The organism is Bacillus sp. RK1064 (assembly GCF_051488405.1).
Taxonomy (GTDB): domain Bacteria; phylum Bacillota; class Bacilli; order Bacillales; family Bacillaceae; genus Bacillus.
Map to the genome: position 1 here is coordinate 1,610,795 of NZ_JBPSCZ010000001.1, position 23,298 is coordinate 1,634,092.

Consider the following 23,298-nt stretch of genomic DNA (forward strand, 5'->3'; position numbering starts at 1 on the left):
TCATTCTATATCATAATAAACGGTGATATACAATGCCGTCAACCATTTCACTTGCGTTTGACGTAACATTCTAAAGCTGAAGGGGCCTTATTTCATGAACGAAAAAAAAGAAAAAATCATTAAAGCAAGCATCCAGTTGTTTGCGAAAAAGGGTTTTTCTTCTACGACCATTCAGGAAATTGCAGATGAGTGCGGAATATCAAAAGGCGCATTTTATTTACATTTCAAATCAAAAGAACAGCTTTTCAATCGAGCCTTTGAATATTATATCGACACGTCTATGCAAAGTATTGAAACGATTCGAAAAGAGAATCAGCATCTCGCGCCGAGAAAGATCTTCCAGAAACAAATCGCTGAACAGTTTCAGCATTTTGCTGAGAACAAGGATTTTATCATTTTGATCCTCAGCGAGAACATTATTCCAGAAAACCAGCAAATTAAAAAGTATTCAAAAACAGTGAAAAAGCAAATGAATGATGAAATTCAAATTTCCATCTTGACCACTTATGGACAGGAGATCGAACCATATATAACTGACCTGTCAGTCATGATTCAAGGAATCATTCAATCGTATGTGCAGGTCCTGCTTTTACAAGATCAGATGCAATTATCATTTGATGAGCTTTCTTCCTTTATACTCGAACGATTCGATGATTTGGTTCAAGGCTTGCTTCGTTCTCAGACGAAACCGATCCTGAAGCAGACCATTTGGGACGATGAAGCGCCGAGTGCTGCTTCCCTTCAAGAGGAGCTTCGTTTGTTAAAGCTTGAGCATCTGCTTTCTGATGATACCCTTGTATCCATTGAAGTCATTGAAGAAGAACTGGTGAAAGCTGAGCCTCGTAAGCCAGTCATTCAAGGGATGCTGACGAATTTAGAAAAGTGTGAGGACCCTGCTGTCTTAAAAGTAGTGGAACAATTGAAGCTGTTTCTTCAATAATATTATGTGCTGTTTTTCCGGTTAGCTCACCTTTATCCCCCTTCGAATGTGCACTTTCGCTTATACTTCATTATAAGAAAAGAATCTCCGAATTGATATACGGCGGTGGTCTGAATCTATGATAAGACCCTGTCCTTTCAAGCAAAAAAACCGCCTCTTCTCATGAGGCGGTTTTTGCTATTTAGCGTTTTTTGATTTCTTCTAGGAGAATCTTGTTGACCATCGGCGGGTTTGCTTGTCCCTTCGATGCTTTCATGATTTGTCCGACTAAGAAGCCAATCGCGCGGTCTTTTCCATTTTTAAAGTCTTCGATGGATTGCGGGTTGTTATCAAGTGCTTCTGTGACAAGTTTGAGCAGTGCACCTTCGTCAGAAATTTGGACAAGTCCTTTTTCTTTGACGATTGTTTCTGCGTCTCCTCCATTTTCAATGAGCTCTTTGAATACCTTTTTGGCAATCTTAGAGGAAATCGTTCCTTTTTCAATGAGTTGGATCATTCCAGCCAGCCCTTGCGGCGTTAGCTTTGTATCTTCCAGCTCTTTTTGAGCAGAGTTTAAGTAGGCAGATACTTCACCCATCAGCCAGTTTGAAGCTTGCTTCGCTTCTGCACCTTCTGAAATGGTTGCTTCAAAGAAATCAGACATTTCTTTTGTCAGCGTCAGCACCATGGCATCATATGCAGGAAGTCCAAGCTCATCGATGTAGCGTTTGCGGCGCTCGTCTGGAAGCTCTGGAATGGATGCTCTTACGCGTTCTTTCCACTCGTCATCAATGTACAGCTCCACCAAATCTGGTTCTGGGAAGTAGCGGTAATCATCTGAGCCCTCTTTGACACGCATAAGGATCGTCTTTTTAGACGCTTCGTCATAGCGGCGAGTTTCCTGTTCGATCAAGCCGCCAGATAGCAATACTTGCTCTTGGCGTTTCTCTTCGAATTCAAGACCTTTTTGTACGAAAGCAAACGAGTTCAAGTTCTTGAGCTCTGTTTTCGTTCCAAACTCTTCACGGCCGATCGGACGAAGTGAAATATTGGCATCACAGCGAAGTGAGCCTTCTTCCATCTTACAGTCAGAAACGCCTGTATATTGAATAATGGATTTTAGTTTTTCTAAGTACGCATACGCTTCTTCTGGTGTCCGAATGTCTGGCTCAGATACGATTTCAACAAGCGGTGTGCCTTGTCGGTTGAAATCGACTAGTGAATATCCGTCGCCTGTGTGCGTCAGTTTACCTGCATCCTCTTCCAAATGGAGACGCGTAATACCGATTCGTTTTGTTTTGCCTTCTACTTCAATTTCAATCCAGCCGTTTTCACCGATTGGTTTATCAAATTGAGAAATTTGATACGCCTTTGGGTTATCAGGATAGAAGTAGTTTTTACGGTCAAATTTTGTATCTGTTGCGATCTCGCAGTTCAGCGCCATGGCCGCTTTCATCGCAAAGTTCACCGCTTCTTTGTTCAATACAGGCAGTACGCCAGGATATCCAAGGTCAATGACACTTGTTTGCGTGTTGGCAGCTGCACCAAAAGGTGTCGGCGAGCTGGAGAAAATTTTTGATTGTGTTTTTAGCTCAACGTGGACTTCAAGCCCAATTACCGTTTCAAAGTTCATTCTGATTCACCCCTTACAGTTCAGGTTTTGCTTTATGATGATCTGTTGCTTGCTCGAAAGCGTGAGCCACGCGGTAAACCGTTCCTTCATCAAAGTGCTTGCCAATGATTTGCAGTCCTAACGGAAGACCATTTGCAAATCCACAAGGCACACTGATTCCTGGAACGCCTGCAAGGTTCACAGGGATCGTTAAAATATCGTTCGCGTACATAGTCAGTGGATCGCTTGTCTTTTCTCCAATGTTAAATGCAGGAGTTGGCGTTGTTGGCCCTACAATGACATCATACTTTTCAAAAACATCTTCGAAGTCTTTTTTGATCAATGTACGGACTTTTTGCGCCTTCTTATAGTATGCATCATAATATCCTGAGCTAAGAGCGAATGTCCCAAGCATGATGCGGCGTTTCACTTCGTTACCAAAGCCTTCAGAACGTGTATTTTTATATAAATCAATCAGGTTGTCTGCATTATCTGTACGGTAGCCATAGCGGATGCCGTCAAAGCGCGCAAGGTTCGCGGATGCTTCTGAAGAAGACAGTAAGTAGTAAGTCGCAAGCGCATATTTAGAATGCGGCAGAGACACTTCTTCCCATGTTGCACCAAGTCCTTCTAATACTTTTAACGCTTTGAGAACAGACTCTTTTGCTTCCTCGCCAACACCTTCTCCAAGGTATTCTTTTGGCACTGCAATTTTCATGCCTTTGATGTCTCCAGTTAATGAAGAAAGAAAATCTGGGACGTCGACATTTGCGCTCGTTGCGTCCATTTGATCGACGCCAGCAATCGCTTGAAGTACGTATGCGTTGTCCTCTACGTTACGCGTAATCGGCCCAATTTGATCTAATGAAGAAGCAAATGCAATTAAACCGTATCTAGATACACGGCCATATGTCGGCTTCAGTCCCACAACTCCGCAGAATGATGCCGGCTGGCGAATCGAACCGCCTGTATCTGATCCAAGTGAGAATGGTACTTCACCTGCTGCAACAGAAGCTGCTGAGCCACCACTTGAGCCACCTGGAACAGTGTTTAAATTCCACGGGTTTTTCGTTGCTTTGTAGCCTGAGTTCTCTGTAGAAGATCCCATCGCAAATTCGTCCATATTTAATTTACCGATTGTGACTGCTTCCGCATCTCTCAGACGATTGACAACCGTTGCATCATAAATAGGGTCAAAGTTTTGCAGGATTTTACTAGATGCTGTTGTACGTAAATCCTTTGTGACGATGTTATCTTTCACACCGATTGGCATACCGAACAATAGACCAAGCTCGTCCTTTTCACCAACTGCCTCGTCCAATTCCTTTGCATACGCACGAGCTTTCTCTTCGTCCAGTGCAAGGAATGCTTGTACTTTCCCGTCTACTTCATTGATTCGTTTATAAGACTCGTCCACTAAATCAGAAACAGACAGTTCCTTTTTATGTAAAAGCTCTTTTAATTCAGAAATTTTGTGATCAAACAGTGACATGTCTCAGGCCTCCTTTAGTCCAAAATTGATGGCACACGAATATAGCCGTCTTTATGATCAGGCGCGTTTTTGATGACTGCCTCAATGGAAAGACCTTTATTCGGAACATCTTCTCTCATGACGTTTTTCATTTTTAATACGTGTGTTGTTGGTTCAACGTTTTCCGTATCTACCTCGTTTAACTGCTCTGCAAATGAAATGATGCTATCAAGCTGTTCAGTAAACATCTCAGCTTCTTCTTCTGTGATTGCAAGCCGTGCCAAATGCGCCACGTGCTTTACTTCTTCTATTGAAATTCTAGACATGCAGGTTCACCTCCAAAAATGATACGTGTTCGTGGTCATGATCATAAGTCATATACACTTTATCATATCAAATTTTACTGTTCTAAAGCAACTTTACGCAGGCGCAGCAAGAGGCCTTTTCTCTCGAAGCATCATTGTCATCCAACTGATAAAGAAAATCATACAGATCACCTTTTATTTTCAGAAAATTTTTACTTTTACTTACCTTTGTAAGCGCATACAAACTGATTCGCATCACCGATCTGTCTATTTTTTCTTCAAAATGTGGAGGTTTAAGAAGGTTGATCACTTGGGAATACTCTGTTAGGTTAAGTAACCATAGCAGTGAGCAGGGCATTCAATCAAAAAACCAGCCCTGACACTTCTGTATATTTTGATTGAGGTGATGTCAAATTAATACGAAAAAGGTGAGAACACAAAATGAGTATTGAAGTTACAATTTCCTTATCTATTTATTTTATCGGGATGCTTGCCATCGGTTGGTATGCATTCAGGAAAACACATGATTTAAATGATTATATGCTTGGTGGACGCGGACTTGGTCCATTTGTTACAGCTCTTTCAGCAGGTGCTGCGGATATGAGCGGCTGGATGCTGATGGGTGTACCAGGTGAAATGTATAAAACAGGTTTATCGACAACCTGGCTTGCGATTGGTCTCATCGTCGGTGCTTACTTGAACTATCTCATTCTTGCACCTCGTTTACGTTCTTATACAGAGATTGCTGATGATGCCATTACGATTCCTGATTTCTTTGATAAACGATTCAAAGGATCATCTTCTTTATTAAAAGCTGTATCAGCCGTCATCATTTTAATTTTCTTTACACTGTATACATCGTCTGGGATGGTATCAGGCGGACGTTTATTTGAGTCAGCATTCGGTGCACACTACATGTTTGGACTGATTTTGACGTCAAGTATTGTTATTTTGTATACATTGTTTGGTGGATTCCTGGCAGTGAGCTTAACGGACTTTGTCCAAGGAGCTATCATGTTTTTAGCATTAGTGCTCGTGCCGATCGTTGCCTTTACACAATTAGGCGGACCTGTTGCCACATTCCAAGATATTCAACAGATTGACCCTAAATTGCTTGATATTTTTAGAGGAACGAGCGTCATTGGCATTATATCCTTCCTCGCTTGGGGACTAGGTTACTTTGGACAGCCGCATATTATCGTGCGCTTTATGGCCATTACGTCCGTCAAAGACTTAAAACCAGCACGCCGAATCGGAATGAGCTGGATGATTATTTCAGTGATTGGTTCACTGTCTGTCGGTTTAGTTGGTGTTGCCTATGTTCATGAAACGGGTATGAACCTTGCTGACCCTGAAACCATCTTTATCGTCTTTTCTAAAGTGTTGTTCCATCCATATATCACTGGATTTTTACTTTCTGCCATTTTAGCGGCGATTATGAGTTCAATTTCGTCTCAGCTGCTTGTCACAGCAAGTGCGATGACAGAGGATTTATACAGAACGTTCTTTAGAAAAAAAGCATCTGATAAAGAGCTCGTGATGATTGGCCGTATGTCTGTACTAGTTGTCGCTATGATAGCCCTTTGCCTCTCACTTAATCCAAGTGATACCATTCTTGATCTTGTCGGTTATGCGTGGGCTGGATTTGGTTCTTCATTCGGTCCAGTCATCTTACTTTGCCTATACTGGAAACGAATGAATCATCATGGTGCCCTAGTTGGGATGATTGTTGGTGCGGTAGTGGTTCTCACATGGATCACGACAGGCCTTAACCATGCAACCGGTATTTATGAAATGATTCCTGGCTTTACGTTAAGTGGTTTAGCTGCCATTATTGTGAGCTTAATGACCAGTAAGCCGACAAAAGCATCAAAACAGCTGTTTACTAAAATGGAAAATCATCTTGAAGAAGAAACAAAATAAAGAACATGAAGGGTCATCTGCCTTATGCGGATGACTCTCTTTTTAAAAATAAAAAGCTTTTCTTTCTTCCGATTCTGAATAAAATAAGAGTTGTGCAGCCATATGGGCTGTGAGAAGATCATATACATGATGTGAAACGTACATGAAGTGAAGGAGCGATACGCATGTTTTGGACAATTGAATGGGATACAGTCTTAAAATTAGCCGTGGCCACCTTAATCGGTTTGATTATTGGGCTTGAACGAGAGCTGAAGAAAAAGCCCCTCGGCTTAAAAACGTGTATTGTCATTGCTGTCAGCTCCTGCGTGTTAACCATCATCAGCATTGATGCAGCCTACAATTTCCCTCGAGTCTCTAAGCTTCAAATGGACCCACTCAGGTTACCGGCGCAAATTATATCTGGTGTTGGTTTTATTGGAGCAGGTGTGATTCTGCGAAAAAGCAATGATGTCATCTCAGGTCTTACAACTTCTGCGATGATCTGGGGAGCAGCAGGACTTGGGGTTGCAACAGGTGCAGGATTTTATAAAGAAGCCTTCCTCAGTCTTTTCTTTATTCTGATTAGTGTCGAATTTCTACCATGGCTCTTCCAGCGGATCGGGCCGATTCGCTTACAGGAAAAAGAAATCCGCATCAGAATGTCTCTTTCTGATCGAAACCGCATGACGGATATTTTAAAAGAAATGAAAGCCCTCAATATTCGCATTCATTCTGTTCGAATTGATGATTTAACAGAAAAGAACTATCCGATTATGGAAGTACGCGTACGCGTGCATAAAGATCGCTATACAACCGATGTGTACTTTGATATTAAAGATCTAGAAGGCGTCGTTGGCGTGAAGTGTGATACGGTATAAAAGGTGATGGGACAAAAGTCTCTTCGCCTTTTTTTATGGGAAAAGGGTTGAACCATTGCCTTCATTCAAATAAAATACAAATTATGAAATAAATGATAAAAGGGGATTTTTCATGGGCTCTATGGATCGTAAAAATCGTATTTTTCTTATGTGTGGGATTCTAGCGGTACTCGTCTTAGCTGTTCTATTGACCTCACATGATGTCACTCCCGTATCAACAAAAGCAGCAGACAAGAAACAAACGAAAACACCAAAAAATATTATTTTTATCGTTGGCGATGGAATGGGGATGCCCGTGATCAAAGCCTACCGCACATTCAAGCAGGAAAAGCTTGGTTCTACAAAAGCACAAACCGTCTGGGACCCGTATTTAGTCGGGATGCAGACCACACATCCAGATGATCCTCGAGATAATATTACCGACTCAGCAGCCGCAGCCACGGCCATGGCGACTGGGAAAAAGACATACAATGATGCCATCGCCGTCAACCAAGAAAAAGAACCTCTTAGAAGTGTCGTTGAAGCAGCAAAGGAAGCACAAATGAAAACAGCCTTTGTTGTCTCATCTGACATCACCGATGCAACACCTGCAGCTTTTGGCACACATAACGTCTCCCGAAAAAACAAAGAACAAATTGCAGACCACTTTTTTGATGAGAAAATAGGGGGAGAGCACAAAGTTGATATCCTTCTAGGTGGCGGAATGCAATATTTTGATCGAAAAGACCGTAATCTTGTGCAAGAATTTAAGAAGAGCGGGTATTCCATTCTACGATCAAAAGATGATTTAACCTCTCAATCATCTTCGAAAATGCTCGGCTTATTCCAGGAGGACGAGCTGGATCGAGCCATTGATCGTCCAAAGCATGTGCCTACTTTAAAAGACATGACGCAGGCAGCATTAACCCAATTAAATCAAGACAACCTGCATGGATTTTTTATGCTGCTTGAAGGCAGTACTATTGATTCTGCTGGACATGAAAATGATGTGGTCGGCGCCATGAGTGAGATGGAGGATTTTGAGAAAGCAGTTCATGCGGCTCTTCAATTCGCTAAAAAGGATCAAGAAACCCTCGTCGTCATCACAGCAGATCATGCGACTGGAGGATTTTCCTTTGGCGCAGATGGCATGACAAGTGAGACCGGCTATAAATGGGACCCAGCACCCATTCTAGCTGCTAAGAAAACGCCTGTGTATATGGCAAAGAAAATCGCAGAGGGTCAATCTGTACGTGATGTCCTTCACACCAATATTGATTTCGCGCTCACAAAAAAGGAAATCTCACAGGTGGAGAAAGCGGCACAATCAGGGAAGGCCAGTACGATTCAACTCAGCATTCAACATATCTTTGATCAGCGTTCTTTCTCAGGCTGGACAACCTTTGCCCATACAGGTGAGGATGTCCCTGTCTATGCATATGGACCTGGTAAAGCAGCATTTCAAGGCTGGATCGATAATACAAAGCAAGGAAAGAACCTGTTTCACATCATTGAATCACCGTCCACCTATCGCCCATAAAAAATAACCCCCGCCTCATCACACAGGCGGGGATTTTCATTTTAAGATTGACTTAGCTTTGTAAAGTCAAACGTCGTAATCGGTGCTGCTTGCTCAATGTCGGAGCGGAAGCCAGCGAGCATGGCCTTCTCTTCTTCTCCGATGGTAGCCAAATCAAATGCTTGATGCAGCAAGCCATAGATCAGCATGTGACGTAAGCGAAGGAAGTCAGGAATGTAGGCAAGCCACTCATCCCCAAGCTCATTCTCTTCACGATAGCCTTTAAGGAATTGCTTCATAAAGTTTCCTGCAAAAGCAGCTTTGTCTTCGTATGGAATCACTGGGTACCACAACACATTGTATAGCAAAATGCTAATGTCATTCATAAACCAGTTGTACCCAATATCATCGAAATCAAAGGTCGTAATTTTCCCTTGATCCCAGTGGAAGTTTCCGTGATGAAGATCCGCATGAACCAATCCGTACGTATCCTGATTTTTCGGAAGCTTTGCCAGCTTTTCCATCAACCGATCCGCTTGTTCGAACACAAGCGTCTGATCGGCCGGGACATACTTACGTAATTTAAGCTGCTCCTCTTCATCCCACTCTTGTCTTTTATATCGCGGGTCTGACAGCTGATAGCTTTTTGTCAGTTTATGCATGCGCCCTGTGTACTGTCCAAGGGCATAAAATAATTCATCGTTCCAGTCTGCCTCTTCCACTTTATGGCCTGATGCTTTTTCATAGACTCGAAGCAAAAATGAACCGCCTTGCCCATCGTCTACTTGCTCGATATCACGGCCATTTAATGAAGCAATTGGTTTCGCAACCGAAAGTCCGCCCTTCGCTAAGTGATGGAGCCATTCCATTTCACCTAAAATATAATCAGGTGATCTGCGGATGGTATGGGTAATTTTTAAAATGAAAGACTCTCCGTCTTTTTTAAGTTCATACACATAGTTTTCTGCATCTGCGATAAAGTGGATGTCACTTCGCTGGACCCCGTATAAATGAGTGGCCTCATCTAAAATTTTTGATTCTTCATATATGGCTTTTACATCTTTATGCATGCTGATTCTCCCTCTTCATATATTTTGCTAATTCTCGAATGGTGTGTTTTTCAGCAAAATTCAAATCATCAACATACCAACCCTTCTTTTCAATCTCTACTTCCATTTTGACAGCAAGTAAAGAATTTCCTCCTAAATCGAAAAAGTCGTTGTCAATTCCTACTTTTTCCACATGAAGAATGTCACACCAAATATCAAAAAGCAATGCCTCGCGTTCATTGGTTGGCTGTGCATAAATTCCATGATCCTGTACAAGTTCCGTCTTTAATAATGCACGAAGACCTTCTTGATCATGTACCTTAAGGGCTTTTACATAACCGCTGTGCAGCGTTTGATCTGGTTGAACCGTTTCCCATGTATAACCTTTAGAAGCTGAATGACTTGCTGCCTCCACCCTTTGATCCTCTATTTCTTCAGTCGAGTGCTCACGAGATGACAATTGGTCGACGATCTGAATGTGATTGCTTAGTGAATCAATTTCTTCCACTTGTATACGATATGTTTGCTGCTCATCAACCTCCTGCATCTGGTGCTCTTTCATAAATGACTTGAACAGCTCATTACGTCCAGTCGATGCAAACGAGAATTCAATGGAAGAAAGCTGATGCAGACGGCTGTATTCAGCGAGCCATGTCAGACATTTTTGCTCAATCCCTTTCCCTAGAGCACGGCAGCTTAGCATCCATGCATCAATTTTCAAGGTGTCGCCTGCATGATGAGCCAATATAGCCCCTACAATCCCTTCATGACTGAAACGATCCGCTGCTTCAATGACCCAGCCCTGGACATGCTCATTTTCCATCCGCTCTCTCAGCTGCTGTTCATCAAAGCGCTGATCATTTAAGCGGAATTGGTTAATACGGCTGCTCATTTGCGCCACGCGGGCAAGGTGCTCTTCTCCCCACTCTGTTACACTCATGTTCAAATTCAAATCTTGTAAAAATTGCTCCATTGACGGCGATTCTGCTTTCTCTTTTTGACGAGCCTTTTCAGCCTTGTAGCTCGTTGTTCGCCCTCTATCTTCATCTGTGACATCATAGCGGTCGAATGCCCAAGCATGCTGGGCGAATAACGGAAGCGCTTTTTCATTGGCAGGTAACAGCAGCGTCATCACTTCAGGCAGCTCTTCATTCATACGCAAGCACTGAGCTGGATCATCGTCTAAGAAAATAAACTGAGATAATGAAAGGTTCAGAGAATCTGCCATCTCTTTTAGATGTGCCGGTTTACTTTCCCAATTGATGCGCCAGTCGACGATATCGTCTTTTTGCAGGATCATATCTGGGTGGTTTTCAAACACGCGCCACACATCTTCTTCATTGTTCCTGCTGCTTAAGACAAGCAGGAGCCCTTCTTGCTGCTTTTGTTTTAAAAAGCGCTGAAGCATTTGATGTTCTGGCGTAATGTCGATGCCTTCCACACCGTCTTCTGAAACAACACCTCTCCAAAGCGTATGATCACAGTCAATGGCCGCTACCTTAAATGGTGCACCTTGCCATGCAATGATCTCTCGCGCGACTTTTGTACCGATGGCTCCACAAAAGACTTCAGTGAATGGGAGGTGTGCGGCTTGCTCTCCTTTTTCATCAAAGATGTCATCCATCTGATATTGCTGAGCAAGCTGACGACAATCGATCAACTGAACACCGCCTATCTCAGATAACTGAGCAATCCACTCTTGTTCCACGTCTTGCAGGGTGTCTTTAAGAGCAGCACTTATCGGCAGAATCCCAACAAAATATAGGTTATGTTTCGTTTTTGATTTCAGAACGTTAGCAAGTTCTTCAGCATGCTCTGAAGCCAGTTTTTTCTTTTCTTCCAGTGAAAGATGAGCTGGACCAGTGATATCCTCTAAACGAATGAGCAGAAGATTCGCACCGTTTTTCTTCTGTGAAATAAGGCTGCGCTCATTTAGTAATTCCTGATATACCTGCCCATACGGTGCAAATTGAACATCAAGCTGCACATCAAACTGCTTGGTCCAGTACTGAATATAAGGTGCGACTGGATCTGCTGTAAATGTCGAGCTGACTGTCAGTACGAGCGGTGCTTTTTCCTCTGCGCGCTCCCTTTTCTCTTTTGCTGCTTGTTCTTCTTCCTGTGAAAGAACAGCGAAATCCTTGAGCAGTTGATCAGGTGTTTGAACAGCCTGTTCGACCAAGTGCTGGAAGTGGTTGACGAAAGCTTGCATCGTCTCATGTTTAAACAGAGCCAGATTGTATTGAAGCACGCACTTTAACTCGCCCGTTACCTCTCTGACAACATCCATTTTCATATCGAGTTTGGAAATTCCCTTTGCAAACTCATGTGTTTCAAATGTCAGTCCATCGGCTTCAATTTTAATATTCGGATCGTACTCATTATGATAAATGAGCATCGTATCAAAGAATGGATTGCGATGCGGTCTTGTTTTTGGATTCAGATGCTCAACCATTTGGTCAAATGGGTACTCTTGATGGTCATACGCATCAAGCAGCACTTGCTTTGTCTGAGCCAATTGCTCTGTAAAGGTTGCTTCTTGTACCATGTCTAGTTTAATTGGCAGGAAGTTCGTAAACATGCCAATTGTATGCTCGATATCTGCATGACGTCGTCCAGCCACAAGTGAACCGACAATCAATTCCTCCTGATCCGCATAACGTGAGAGCAGCAGCCCATAGAGCTGGAACAAGATGACGTTATTTGTCAGTTGATACCGTTCAGCGAGCTGTTCAATTTTCTCAACGATGTGCGGTTCAATATTAAATTTAATCGCTCTTCCTAAGAAGGATTGTTCCTTCCGTTCAAAATCATATGGCATTGTCAAAGTTGGCACATTTGAGCCAATTTGCTGCTTCCAATAATCCTGCTGCTTTTGAAACATCTCGCTGCGGAAATATTTGTCTTGCCATTCTGCATAATCTTTATATTGAACGGTCAGTTCCGGCAAGGTTTCCCCTCGATAGAGCTCAGTAAATTCTTTAATAAAGATGTTCATGCTCGCTCCATCCGCCACAATATTATGCATATCGACTAATAAGAGATGATCATGTGCTGCGATTTTCACAAAACGCACACGGATCAATGGTGCAGCCTTTAAGTCAAATGGACGAATGAATTCATCGATTTGTGCTTCTAATCCTTCTTCATCAGCCTCTGTCATTTCAACAGCAAAGTGGAAATCATCATGGACCCGCTGAACCGGTTCTCCATCTTTTAATTCAAAGGTCGTTCGCAATGTTTCATGACGATCAATTAATTGCTTGAAGGTCTGCTCAAAGCGCTCGACGTCAATTTCACCTTTACATCTTAGTGCCATCGGCATGTTGTATGAGGTCACTTGACCAATACGCTGATGAATGAGGAATGTCCGTCTTTGAGCAGCAGATAATGGATACGTGTCTTTCTTTTCCACTGGTTCAATCTTGAAATATTGATGCTTCTCTGCCTTTTCTATGAATGCTTGGAGCTTTTCAATCGTCGGATTGTTGAACATGTCTGTGAGCGTAAGTTCTACACCAAACTCTTTGTGAATTTGAGAAATCAGACCGGTCGCATTTAACGAATGTCCGCCAAGCTCAAAGAAGTGGTCGTCTCTTTCCACCTTTTCAATTCCTAAAATGTCTTTCCACATCCGCTGTAACGTTGCCTCAATATCATTCGCTGCGGCGGAATGGACTTGATTGTTTTTTTCTATTTCCTGCCCCTTGTTTTCCTTCGGCACCACCATTTGCACACCTGAGGATGAAGATAATGCGGATGTATCTACCTTTTCAATCCAATATCGTTGTCGTTCAAATGGATAGGTCGGCAAGGATACTTTTTGATTTGATGTCTGATTTCGCAATTTTGTCCAGTCAACCGGCACCCCTTGAAGCCAGATGTCACCAAGCCTGCCCAGCAGGTAGCGGTCGTCTGCTGCCTCTTCTTTCGGGTGACGCATCAATGGAATCGGCTGCTGATGGTGTTCCTTTGAGGCCTGGCGAATAAAGGCACTTAACGTATTCCCCGGCCCGACTTCAACGAAAATAGGATCAAGCTCCGTTAATAATGCCTCCGCTCCATCACGGAAACGGACCGCTTGCCGCAAGTGATCAGCCCAATATGCCGGGTCTTGCACTGCTTCATGGTCAATCCACGTACCTGTGACGTTAGAAATATACGGGATAGACGGTGCATTCAATTGATACTCAGCTACCTTTTCTTTGAATGATGGCAGGATGTCATCCATCATTTTAGAATGGAAGGCATGAGAGGTGTGAAGCTTCCTGCACCCATGTCCAGCAGCCTCCAGCTTCTCAGCAAGTGCATTAATGGCTGCGGTCTCCCCTGACACTACACATAACTCAGGTCCATTTACTGCTGCAAGTGAAAGATCATCTGTTAAATATGGCAGCACGTTCTGTTCACTCAAAGGAACGCTCAGCATAGAGCCTTTTGGAAGCTGGCTAATGAGCTGTCCGCGATAAGACACAAGATCTACGGCATCTTCAACAGATAGTAAACCAGATACGGCGGCAGCTGTGTATTCTCCAATACTGTGGCCGATCAGTGCCTGCGGTTTGACGCCAAAATGAATCAGCAATTTAGCCAAAGCGTATTCCACACTAAACAGAAGCGGCTGCGTATATTCTGTTTGGTTGATCAGCTGAGGATCATCACTTGCTTCTGTTGAGAATAAAATGCTGAATGGATCAACTGAGATATGCTGTTTGAATTGATTCAAGCATTGATCCAGTGCTTCCTTAAAGACTGGATATTTGTCATAAAGCTGACGCCCCATGTCTACATACTGAGATCCTTGACCTGGGAAAAGAAAGACGACTGGCCGGCTCGATGTTTGGGAGCTGGCCGTCTTGACCACCTCTTTTGACCTTTGATTCAGCGCCTGTAACATGTCAGCCGTGTTACTTCCAAGAATGACACGTTTATGCGGGAAATGATGGCGCCCTGTTTGCAGCGTATAGGCAACGTCACTTAGACGAACATGCTGCTGATGCTGAAGTAAATAGTCCGCAAGGCGATCCGTCATTTTCTCAAGAGCTGCTGGTGTTTTGGCAGATAATAAAAGAAGTTCACTATCCTCAGGGCTATCTGCGGCGACACGTGTAGCAGGTGCTTCTTCTAAAATGACATGAGCATTTGTTCCACCAATCCCAAATGAGCTTACACCTGCACGGCGAGGAGATTCCTGCTTGCTCCATGGCGTCAAGTCTGTGTTTACAACGAAAGGCGAATTGGCAAATTCAATTTTTTCATTCGGCGTTTCAAAATGAATCGTCGGCGGAATCACTTGATGCTTTAAGCTTAAAACGGTTTTAATAAAGCCGGCGACACCTGACGCATCATTCAAATGTCCAACATTTGATTTGACAGAACCAATGCGGCAAAAGCCTTTTTTATCTGTATCAAACGCTTGCTTGAGCGCTTCAATTTCGATCGGATCTCCGAGGGTTGTTCCGGTTCCATGTGCTTCAATGTACGAAATGGTTTCAGGTTCCACCTCAGCCATTCGAAGTGCTGTTTTAATCGCTGATACTTGACCTTTCGTACTCGGCGCTGTATATCCTACTTTTCTATTTCCGTCATTATTAATAGATGATCCTTTAATAACAGCATAAATGTGATCGCCGTCTTCAATGGCATCCTCTAAATTTTTTAAAATAACGGCTCCTGCACCATCACCAAAAACGGTTCCATCGGCCTTGTTATCAAAGACGCGGCAATGTCCGTCAGATGAATGGATCATGCCTTCTTGATAAAGATAGCCCGATTTTTGCGGCAGGCGAATGGACACGCCGCCTGCAACAGCCATATGACAGTCACCGCTTAATAAAGCCTGAACAGCTAAATGAATCGACACCATCGAGGTCGAGCAGGCGGTTTGCACCACCATACTCGGCCCCTTCAAATTTAATTTATATGAAATCATCGTCGCTAAATAATCACGCATATTCAGAACGGCAGCTTCCAGTGTTTTCGAATCCTCACCTTGAGCCGCCCCTTGAAGTGCTCTCATGACCCATTCTGTATTGATTCCTGCACCTGTATAAAGACCAATTTGCCCTTTATATTCAAACGGATCGTACCCAGCGTCTTCAAGCGCCGTCCACACACATTCATGAAACAGTCTGAACTGCGGATCCATCATAGCCGCTTCCTTTGGTGTATAGTCAAAGAAATCTGCATCAAATAAATCAACATCATCTAGCATCCCTTTTGCTTTAACAAAACGGGGGTTTTTTAATAAAGCTTCATCTGTACCTTCACGCCGTAATTCTTCCTCTGTAAAAAAGGAGATTGTTTCTTTTCCCTTTTTCAGATTCTCCCAGTACTCATCTACATTTTTGGCCCCTGGAAAACGACCTGCAAGACCGATAACAGCAATTTCTGCGCCATGATAGTGATTCGTTGTATCATTCATTCTCGATTCCGCCTCTCAATCTTTTATTCCGTTGCTGTTTAAAACGAGCTCTTCGATCACCTGAAGTGACGACGGCTAGTTCTTCTTCCATCGCTTCTTCCTGCGAGTCCTCAGAAGGCTGGATATATTTCGCAAGCTCAGCAACAGATGGGTACGTAAACAAGGTCACAACCGCTTCATTTGTTTGAAGTGCTTGATTTAACCGATTGGTGACTTGAACAATATCCAGCGAGCTTGCGCCTAGATCAAAGAAATTGTCGTGAATGCCCACTTGTTCCATGCCCATAAAATCCTGCCAAACTTGACAGATCGCTTTTTCAGTTTCATTTCGAGGAGCCACATATGGATTGCCCAGCTCTGGTCTTTCGTGCTTAGACACCTCATATGAATCCTCATTCGCTGCTGCCTTCGGCTCTAGTGACAGCCATTGATCCATTCGTTCTTCAAGATTTCCTGTGGACACGAGCATGTGTCGATTCTGCCGGTTAGACAGAACATACTGGAACAGCTCAGCACCCTCTTCTGGTAATATCGCAAGCTCATTTATCGATTCACCAATTGTGGATTCTAGCTCACCCCAGAAATTCCACGCATCCCAGTTCACACACATCCACGGGGTTTGACTATGTTGATTAAGTCTAGCTGCAAATGCATCCATATATAAGTTAGCCGCTGAGTAAGCAGAGAATCCTAAGCCCCCAAGCAATGCACTAATGGAAGAAAAGAGAAGACAAAAGTCTGCTTGTTCTTGTTCCAGCAGCTGCTCTAGTACATCGAGCCCTTTCACCTTTGATTGGAATTGATCCTCTCCCTTCGCCAGTGTAGAAGGGATATCTTTGATTGCACGGAAGGATGTACTTCCTGGTAATCCGGCTGCATGGAATACACCATGAACGCCGCCATGCTTTTTGCGAATGGTCTCAAAAACACGTTTCATCTGATCCAGATCTCCTGCATTCGCCTGCACCGCTTCTACTGTTGCACCTAATCGTTCGAGCTCAAGCACCTTCTCAATTCTCGTGCGCTGCGCTTCATCGGCATTTACTTGGTGAACGTATGACGCCCATTCATCTCTCGGCGGCAATGCCGTTCTTCCAGTTAAATAAAGATGTACGTTTCCTTCCTTCGCCAGCATCTTTGATAGAACAAATCCGATGCCGCCTAAACCTCCTGTGATCAGATACACACCATTTGGCCTGATCATCTTCGGAAGTCCATCTTCTTTTTGCAGCGGCAAATGTTTGTAGCTCTGCACCCAGCGTTGACGATTACGATACGCCACAAGCTGATCCTTTCCAGGCTGCATGATTTCCTGCACAATGAGATCGACAAGCGCTTGTTCCTTCCAAGACATCACGTCTGGCACATCTTCCACATCAATATTCCAGCATTTGATATGATGGTATTCCTGTGAAATCACTTTACACGGTCCAAGCATTGCACTTTTCTCTGCACATATCGTCTCATTGCCTGTGACTGGCTGAATTCCGCTAGTGATCGTAAACAGACGGCATTCTCGAATATTTTTTTGGGCAGCAATCGCTTGAGATAAGAAAATTAAGCTGTAATAGCCTTTTTCAATGTGCGCCTGAAAAGCGGATTGACGATTCGAGTTGTCATCTTCTTTCGCAGCTTCCCATAAATGCAGAATCCGATTGATATTGACACCTCTATTAGACAATGAATCTAGCATGTTACGGTAGTGCTGGCCTTCTGCCGGATTGATCGTAAACGACTGCTCTTGCTCTTGATAAGCTTCACCCTTTGTGACAGAAATGACCTTGATACCTTGTTGCTTAAATGAATGGGTAAACAGTTCATGAAAAGCATCCTGTTCCCTGAAAATGAGCCACGTTTGTTCTTCTGTTTCTTTTTCGAAAACAGGTTTTAGCGGCTGCTGCTCCCATGAAGGCAGGTAGAACCATTCTTCCATCTCTTTCTTCTTCGTTTCCTTAGGAGCGGATAGCTGCGGAGAAACCGGCTTTCCTGCTTCAATCCAATATCGTTTCCGCTCGAATGGATAGGTCGGCAGCGATACGAGCTGACGTTCCTCTTGAGTTGGATGTTGCTGCGCTTTGACCTCGTAGCCGCCTGCCCATAGCTCTCCTATTCTTTTTAAGAAATATGCATGGTCATCCGCTTGTTCTCTTGCATGCCTCACCATATTCAGAACATCATGATGAGACTCTTTGTTATCATGACGTTTCGCTAATGCCGTCAAGCTGTTTCCAGGTCCAACTTCAATGAGCGCTCGTACTTCATCGGTTAACAGCTGAGATAGACCTTCATGAAAACGAACGGTTCCACGCAGGTGGCTCGTCCAATAAGATGCTGTCATCACCTCTTCACTTGTTGCCCAGGTGCCTGTCACATTCGATATAAACGGAATCGTCGGCTCATGCAATTCTACTTTCTCTACGAATTGTTGAAACGCCTCAAGCATCGGCTCCATCATATAGGAATGAAAGGCATGAGAAGTATGGAGCTGTCTTGTGACAATTCCTTTGTCTTGCAGTTTCTTTTCAAATGCAGTGATATGCTCTTCTCTTCCAGAAACGACACAAAGGTCTTTTGCATTGACAGCAGCAACAGAAAGCGATTCATCAATCATCGAAGTCAGCTCTGCCTCGGGTAATTGCACACTAAGCATGGCGCCTTTTTCCATGTCTTGCATCAATCTTGCTCTTGCCATCACGAGTGTTAATGCAGACTCCAGAGAAAAGACCCCTGACAAGCAAGCGGCAACGTATTCGCCGATACTGTGTCCAATCATTGATTCTGGCTCAACACCGCTATGCTGAAGCAATTTGGCTAATGCATACTCAAATATAAAGAGAAGCGGCTGAGCATTTGACGTTTTTGTGATGTCTTCGTTCGTTTCATTCTTGGAAAAAACAATGCCCTTTAAATCAACTTGCTCCGTTTCCATTACATATTTAAAGCATCTATCTACTTCCCATTTGAACACTGGCTCTGCATCGTATAATCCGCGCATCATACCAGCATACTGAGCGCCTTGACCCGAAAACATAAAGGTCGCTTTACGCCATTTTTTGCTTCGGAACACACTCGTTTCAAGCTGTTTCTGCTGCATCCATTCATCAGCAGACGCGAGCACGATGGCTTTTCGGTATGGAAATTGCTTTCTGCCATACCGCAATGTATAAGCAATATCTTCAAGCGGAACTTGAGGGTGCTGGATCACATACTGCTTTAATTGCTCTGTCATTTTCGCTAAAGCAGTATCCGTTTTTGCTGATAAGACGAGCAGCTGCTTTTGGTTAGAAGCTGGTTTTTGCTTCGCCTGTATGCCCTCTTCTATGATCATATGGGCGTTCGTTCCACCGATACCGAAAGAGCTAACCCCCGCTCTTCTCGGGCCATCTGCTTCCTTCCAATACAACGCCTTTTGATTCACATAAAACGGTGTATCTTTGAAAGGGATCTCCTGATTGGGTGATTCATAATGAATGGTTGGCGGGATCGTTTTATGCTGGAGGGCCAAAATGGCTTTAAACAGACCTGCAATCCCTGCCGCACTATTTAAGTGGCCGACATTACTTTTCACAGAACCGATCGGAATCGTCAGCGGATCTGTCCCTTTGAACACTTGACTAAGGGCAGATACCTCAATTGGATCTCCCATTTTTGTCCCCGTACCATGTGCTTCTACATAACCAATGGATGCGGGATCGATACCTGATTTTTCATACGTTTCTTTTAAAACCTCTGCCTGTCCTTCCACACTTGGAGCGGTAAAACCAGCTTTTCGGCTGCCATCATTGTTCACACCAACCCCTTTGATGACCGCATGAATCGGGTTGCCGTCTCTCATCGCATCTTCATAACGTTTTAGCAGAACAATCCCCGCTCCATCTCCGAAAATGGTTCCGCTCGCCTCTTGGTCAAACGGACGGCAATGTCCATCTTTTGATTGAATCATCCCATCTTGATAGATGTAGCCGATATTTTCTGGAGAACTGACCGTCACACCGCCAGCCAGTGCTGCATCACATTCTTGATTCAATAATGCTTGACAGGCCATGCCAATGTTGACAAGTGAGGTCGAACAAGCTGTCTGCATGGTCACGCTAGGCCCGTGTAAATTCAATTTATAAGAAAGCTGCGTACTAAAAAATTCACGATCATTTAACAGCATTGCGCTGAATTGCTCAGTTGCTTCCATTTGATGTGCAAATCGCGTCAGCCACTCATGATTTGGACTCGTTCCTGTATAAACACCAATTTTCCCTGCCATTCGATCAGGGTCACAGCCAGCATCCTCCAGCGCTTCCCAAGCACATTCATGCAAGAGCCTGAACTGCGGATCCATGAGCTCTGCCTCTCTAGCAGAATAGTTGAAGAAGTCTGCATCAAAGCCTTCGATCTCTTGTAAACGGCCTTTTGCTCCAATGAAATTCGGATGCTGATAAACAGACGCATCCAGCCCTGCTTTCTTGAGTTCTTCTTCTGTGAAAAAGTGAATCATTTCCTCGCCATTTACAAGACGCTGCCAAAAGTCTTCTAGCGACGAAGCCCCTGGGAATCTTCCTGCCATTCCGACAATCGCAATATCCGTATGCTCCTGGGACGTGTTCTTTACTGGGAGAGAAGCAGGTGTTTGATCTCGTTCCATCTGTTCTTCAAACAAATATTCAGCAAGGCTTGCCACTGTAGCAAACCGATACAATTGAACAGTGTCAATTTGTTGATCCATTCGCTCAGATATTTTCGCTGCAAGCTGAGATATATCAAGTGATGTCGCACCAAATTCAAAAAATGGAGATTCATCATCCATTTGATCAAACCCAAAATGAGTTTGAACAATGTCGTGAATATCTTTTTGTAAAGAAGCGAGCGAAGTAAAAACACGCTTTACATCCTGCGGCTTTTGTGGCTCAATGGCTGCCATCGTATTTGTTTGTGCAGAAAAATCGGTTTTATGAAATGGATACCCAGGTAGCGGAATGCGCTGCCTGTTCTTCTCCTCTGTTAAAGGAAAGGATAAGCCGACCCCCATTTCCCAAAGAACACCGGCGATTTGAAGAATGTCTCCATCAAGTGATTCGGTTGATTTTTCTGCTCCCTTTTCAACCACAATGCTTTGTTTTATTGAAAGATCAATGATCAAGGCTGTTGATTCTTGCTCAATCAAAGGCGGTTTTACAGGCTGATCCATATCAAGAAAACACTTTGCAGACGCTGGGTGGAAAGTGGTTAGTTCCTCCCCGGTCTGCTGCAAGTAAACAGGCTGTTGGAGTGTCCTCTGAGGCAGGGAAGCCAGCCTTTGATTAACCGTCTCGGTGTCATGAAGATGGTACACAATAGATGCCGCATCTTTTAGCTCGAGCCCGCCTGCTGCATATAAAGCTGTCCAGACTCCGCTGCCTTCTCCAATCCAACCATCTGGTTCAATTCCGAGTGACCTTAGCTCGTTGGCAAAAGCCGATGTCATGATCAGCATAGCCACTTCTGATTGTCTGCTTTGTTTGGAATGGAACAGCTCGTCTTTTTTGATAGGTACCGCAGATTGGACGAGGCTCATTAATCGATCCACTTCTGTTTTGAAAGAATGATCTTTCTCATACAGCTTGATGTAATCACGTAAACCTGACTCATGATACCCCGTCAGCCTCATGCTTATTCGTTTATAAAGAAGACTTTCTCTGCCTGCTGTATCTTCATTTAGCACTTGCAGTTGCTCTAATAATTCATCCCGCGACGAACAGACAAACGTTTTTCGATATTTGAAGGCTTTTCTACCACTTTGTAAAGTGTAAGCTGCTTGGCCAAGTGAGAGTTCATGATGTGAGGAGACATATTCCTTCAAGTTTTTTGTCATGTTCTTCATATCATGCGTTGATCTAGCTGAAAGCACAATTAATTCTTTGGACGAGTCCGTGCCGTTTGTTTTTCTTGGCTTCGCCTCTTCTAAGATGACATGAGCATTTGCTCCCCCTATACCAAAGGCACTGACTCCAGCTCTCCTTGGCAAATGAGACGACTTCCACTCCTCTTTGTCTGTCCCAACATAAAATGGCGTTTGATCAAACGGAATACGGTGATTCGGCTTGTCAAAGTGCGGCATCGGGGCAAATTGACGATGATGCAGCATCATGACTGTTTTGATAAAACCAGCCACGCCGCTTGCGGCATCTAAATGCCCAATATTGGCTTTGACTGATCCAATCCGGCAATAGCCTTGTTGATCTGTTTGAAAAGCACGAGTAAGCGCCTCAATCTCAATCGGATCTCCAACAGGCGTACCCGTTCCATGTGCTTCGATATAAGAAATCGTCTCTGGTTCTGTCTCAGCCATTTCTAACGCAGATTCAATGACACTTGCCTGTCCACTCACACTTGGGGCTGTATAGCCGACTTTATTGCTTCCATCATTGTTCGTTGCAGATCCTTTTACGACGGCATAAATAAAATCTCCGTCTTCTATCGCATCTTTCAATCGTTTTAGCGCAACCACGCCTGCACCCTCACCAAAAATGGTTCCTTTTGCTTTTTCATCAAACGGACGGCAATGGCCATCAGGAGAATAAATCATTCCTTCTTGGTATTGATAGCCTGTGATTTGCGGCTGATGGAGTGTGACACCTCCTGCTAACGCAAGGTCGCATTCACCTCCGATTAATCCTTGACAGGCCATATGAATAGCAACAAGCGACGTGGAGCAAGCCGTTTGTACCGATACGCTTGGACCTTTTAGATTTAATTTATAAGCAATCCGAGAAGCAAAGGACGGGTCATTGAGATGCATGATTTGAAATACATCTTCGTTCTTTTCAAGTGACGACATATGCTGCCCCATCCACGATAGATTGCTAGATGCCCCGGCATAAAGACCAATTAAACCTTCGTATTGCTCAGGCTCATAGCCTGCGTCCTCTAGCGCATGCCATGTGCATTCATGCATCAATCGAATTTGCGGGTCCATAATGGATGCCTCTCGCGGAGAGTAGCCAAAAAAGTCTGCATCAAATGATGATGCATTCTGTAAAAATGGCTTTGCCTTCACATAATCAGAACGCTTTAGCAGCGTCTCATCTACACCCGCTGCCTTTAATTCTTCATCAGTGAAAAACGTAACGGATTCTTTCCCTTGCGATACATTTTCCCAAAACGCTTGCACATTCGGTGCTCCGGGAAACGTACCTGCTAATCCTACAACTGCAATTTCAAGTCCAGATTCGGTCCATTGCTCTTGATCAGACATACGCTGCATTTCTCC

10 protein-coding genes are annotated in these 23,298 nt (G+C 43.8%); 4 read left to right on the forward strand and 6 right to left on the reverse strand.

The features are described 5' to 3' along the window. The first annotated feature begins 94 nt into the window (after positions 1 to 94). Positions 95 to 940, forward strand: a complete 846-nt coding sequence (locus tag ACSSTM_RS08530; RefSeq protein ID WP_095286009.1) for a TetR/AcrR family transcriptional regulator — start codon at positions 95 to 97, stop codon at positions 938 to 940. A gap of 181 nt (positions 941 to 1,121) precedes the next feature. On the opposite strand, the gene gatB is transcribed toward ACSSTM_RS08530, so the two are convergent. From gatB to gatC, 3 genes are read right to left on the reverse strand one after another with little or no spacing between them, the layout of a single operon-like run. Further along, the gene (gene gatB / locus ACSSTM_RS08535; RefSeq protein WP_034664646.1) at positions 1,122 to 2,552 is read right to left on the reverse strand and encodes an Asp-tRNA(Asn)/Glu-tRNA(Gln) amidotransferase subunit GatB; all 1,431 of its coding nucleotides are present in this window, start codon (positions 2,550 to 2,552) and stop codon (positions 1,122 to 1,124) included. Positions 2,553 to 2,565: 13 nt separating this feature from the next. Beyond that, positions 2,566 to 4,023 (reverse strand): Asp-tRNA(Asn)/Glu-tRNA(Gln) amidotransferase subunit GatA, encoded by a 1,458-nt coding sequence (gatA, locus tag ACSSTM_RS08540; protein WP_034664650.1) that lies wholly within the window; start codon positions 4,021 to 4,023, stop codon positions 2,566 to 2,568. Positions 4,024 to 4,037: 14 nt separating this feature from the next. After that, complete coding sequence (gene gatC, locus ACSSTM_RS08545) at positions 4,038 to 4,328, reverse strand: Asp-tRNA(Asn)/Glu-tRNA(Gln) amidotransferase subunit GatC (RefSeq protein WP_003213898.1); 291 nt, start codon at positions 4,326 to 4,328, stop codon at positions 4,038 to 4,040. A gap of 420 nt (positions 4,329 to 4,748) precedes the next feature. Between gatC and putP the strand changes: the two genes are divergently transcribed. The 3 genes from putP (at position 4,749) to ACSSTM_RS08560 (ending at position 8,606) form a co-directional block, all read left to right on the forward strand. Continuing rightward, positions 4,749 to 6,230: a sodium/proline symporter PutP gene (gene putP / locus ACSSTM_RS08550; protein ID WP_106038400.1), complete on the forward strand. Its 1,482-nt coding sequence runs from the start codon at positions 4,749 to 4,751 to the stop codon at positions 6,228 to 6,230. Positions 6,231 to 6,394: 164 nt separating this feature from the next. Then, positions 6,395 to 7,087, forward strand: a complete 693-nt coding sequence (locus ACSSTM_RS08555; protein WP_034664661.1) for an MgtC/SapB family protein — start codon at positions 6,395 to 6,397, stop codon at positions 7,085 to 7,087. A 112-nt stretch (positions 7,088 to 7,199) separates the two neighbouring features. After that, positions 7,200 to 8,606: an alkaline phosphatase gene (locus tag ACSSTM_RS08560; RefSeq protein ID WP_420735170.1), complete on the forward strand. Its 1,407-nt coding sequence runs from the start codon at positions 7,200 to 7,202 to the stop codon at positions 8,604 to 8,606. 41 nt (positions 8,607 to 8,647) lie between these two features. On the opposite strand, the gene ACSSTM_RS08565 is transcribed toward ACSSTM_RS08560, so the two are convergent. From ACSSTM_RS08565 to ACSSTM_RS08575, 3 genes are read right to left on the reverse strand one after another with little or no spacing between them, the layout of a single operon-like run. Continuing rightward, positions 8,648 to 9,655, reverse strand: a complete 1,008-nt coding sequence (locus ACSSTM_RS08565) for a phosphotransferase enzyme family protein (protein WP_420735169.1) — start codon at positions 9,653 to 9,655, stop codon at positions 8,648 to 8,650. Next, positions 9,648 to 16,058 (reverse strand): HAD-IIIC family phosphatase, encoded by a 6,411-nt coding sequence (locus tag ACSSTM_RS08570; RefSeq protein WP_437404133.1) that lies wholly within the window; start codon positions 16,056 to 16,058, stop codon positions 9,648 to 9,650. The genes ACSSTM_RS08565 and ACSSTM_RS08570 overlap by 8 nt, the downstream gene beginning before the upstream one ends. After that, the gene (locus ACSSTM_RS08575) at positions 16,051 to 23,283 is read right to left on the reverse strand and encodes an SDR family NAD(P)-dependent oxidoreductase (RefSeq protein WP_437404134.1); all 7,233 of its coding nucleotides are present in this window, start codon (positions 23,281 to 23,283) and stop codon (positions 16,051 to 16,053) included. The genes ACSSTM_RS08570 and ACSSTM_RS08575 overlap by 8 nt, the downstream gene beginning before the upstream one ends. Between the last annotated feature and the right edge of the window lie 15 nt (positions 23,284 to 23,298).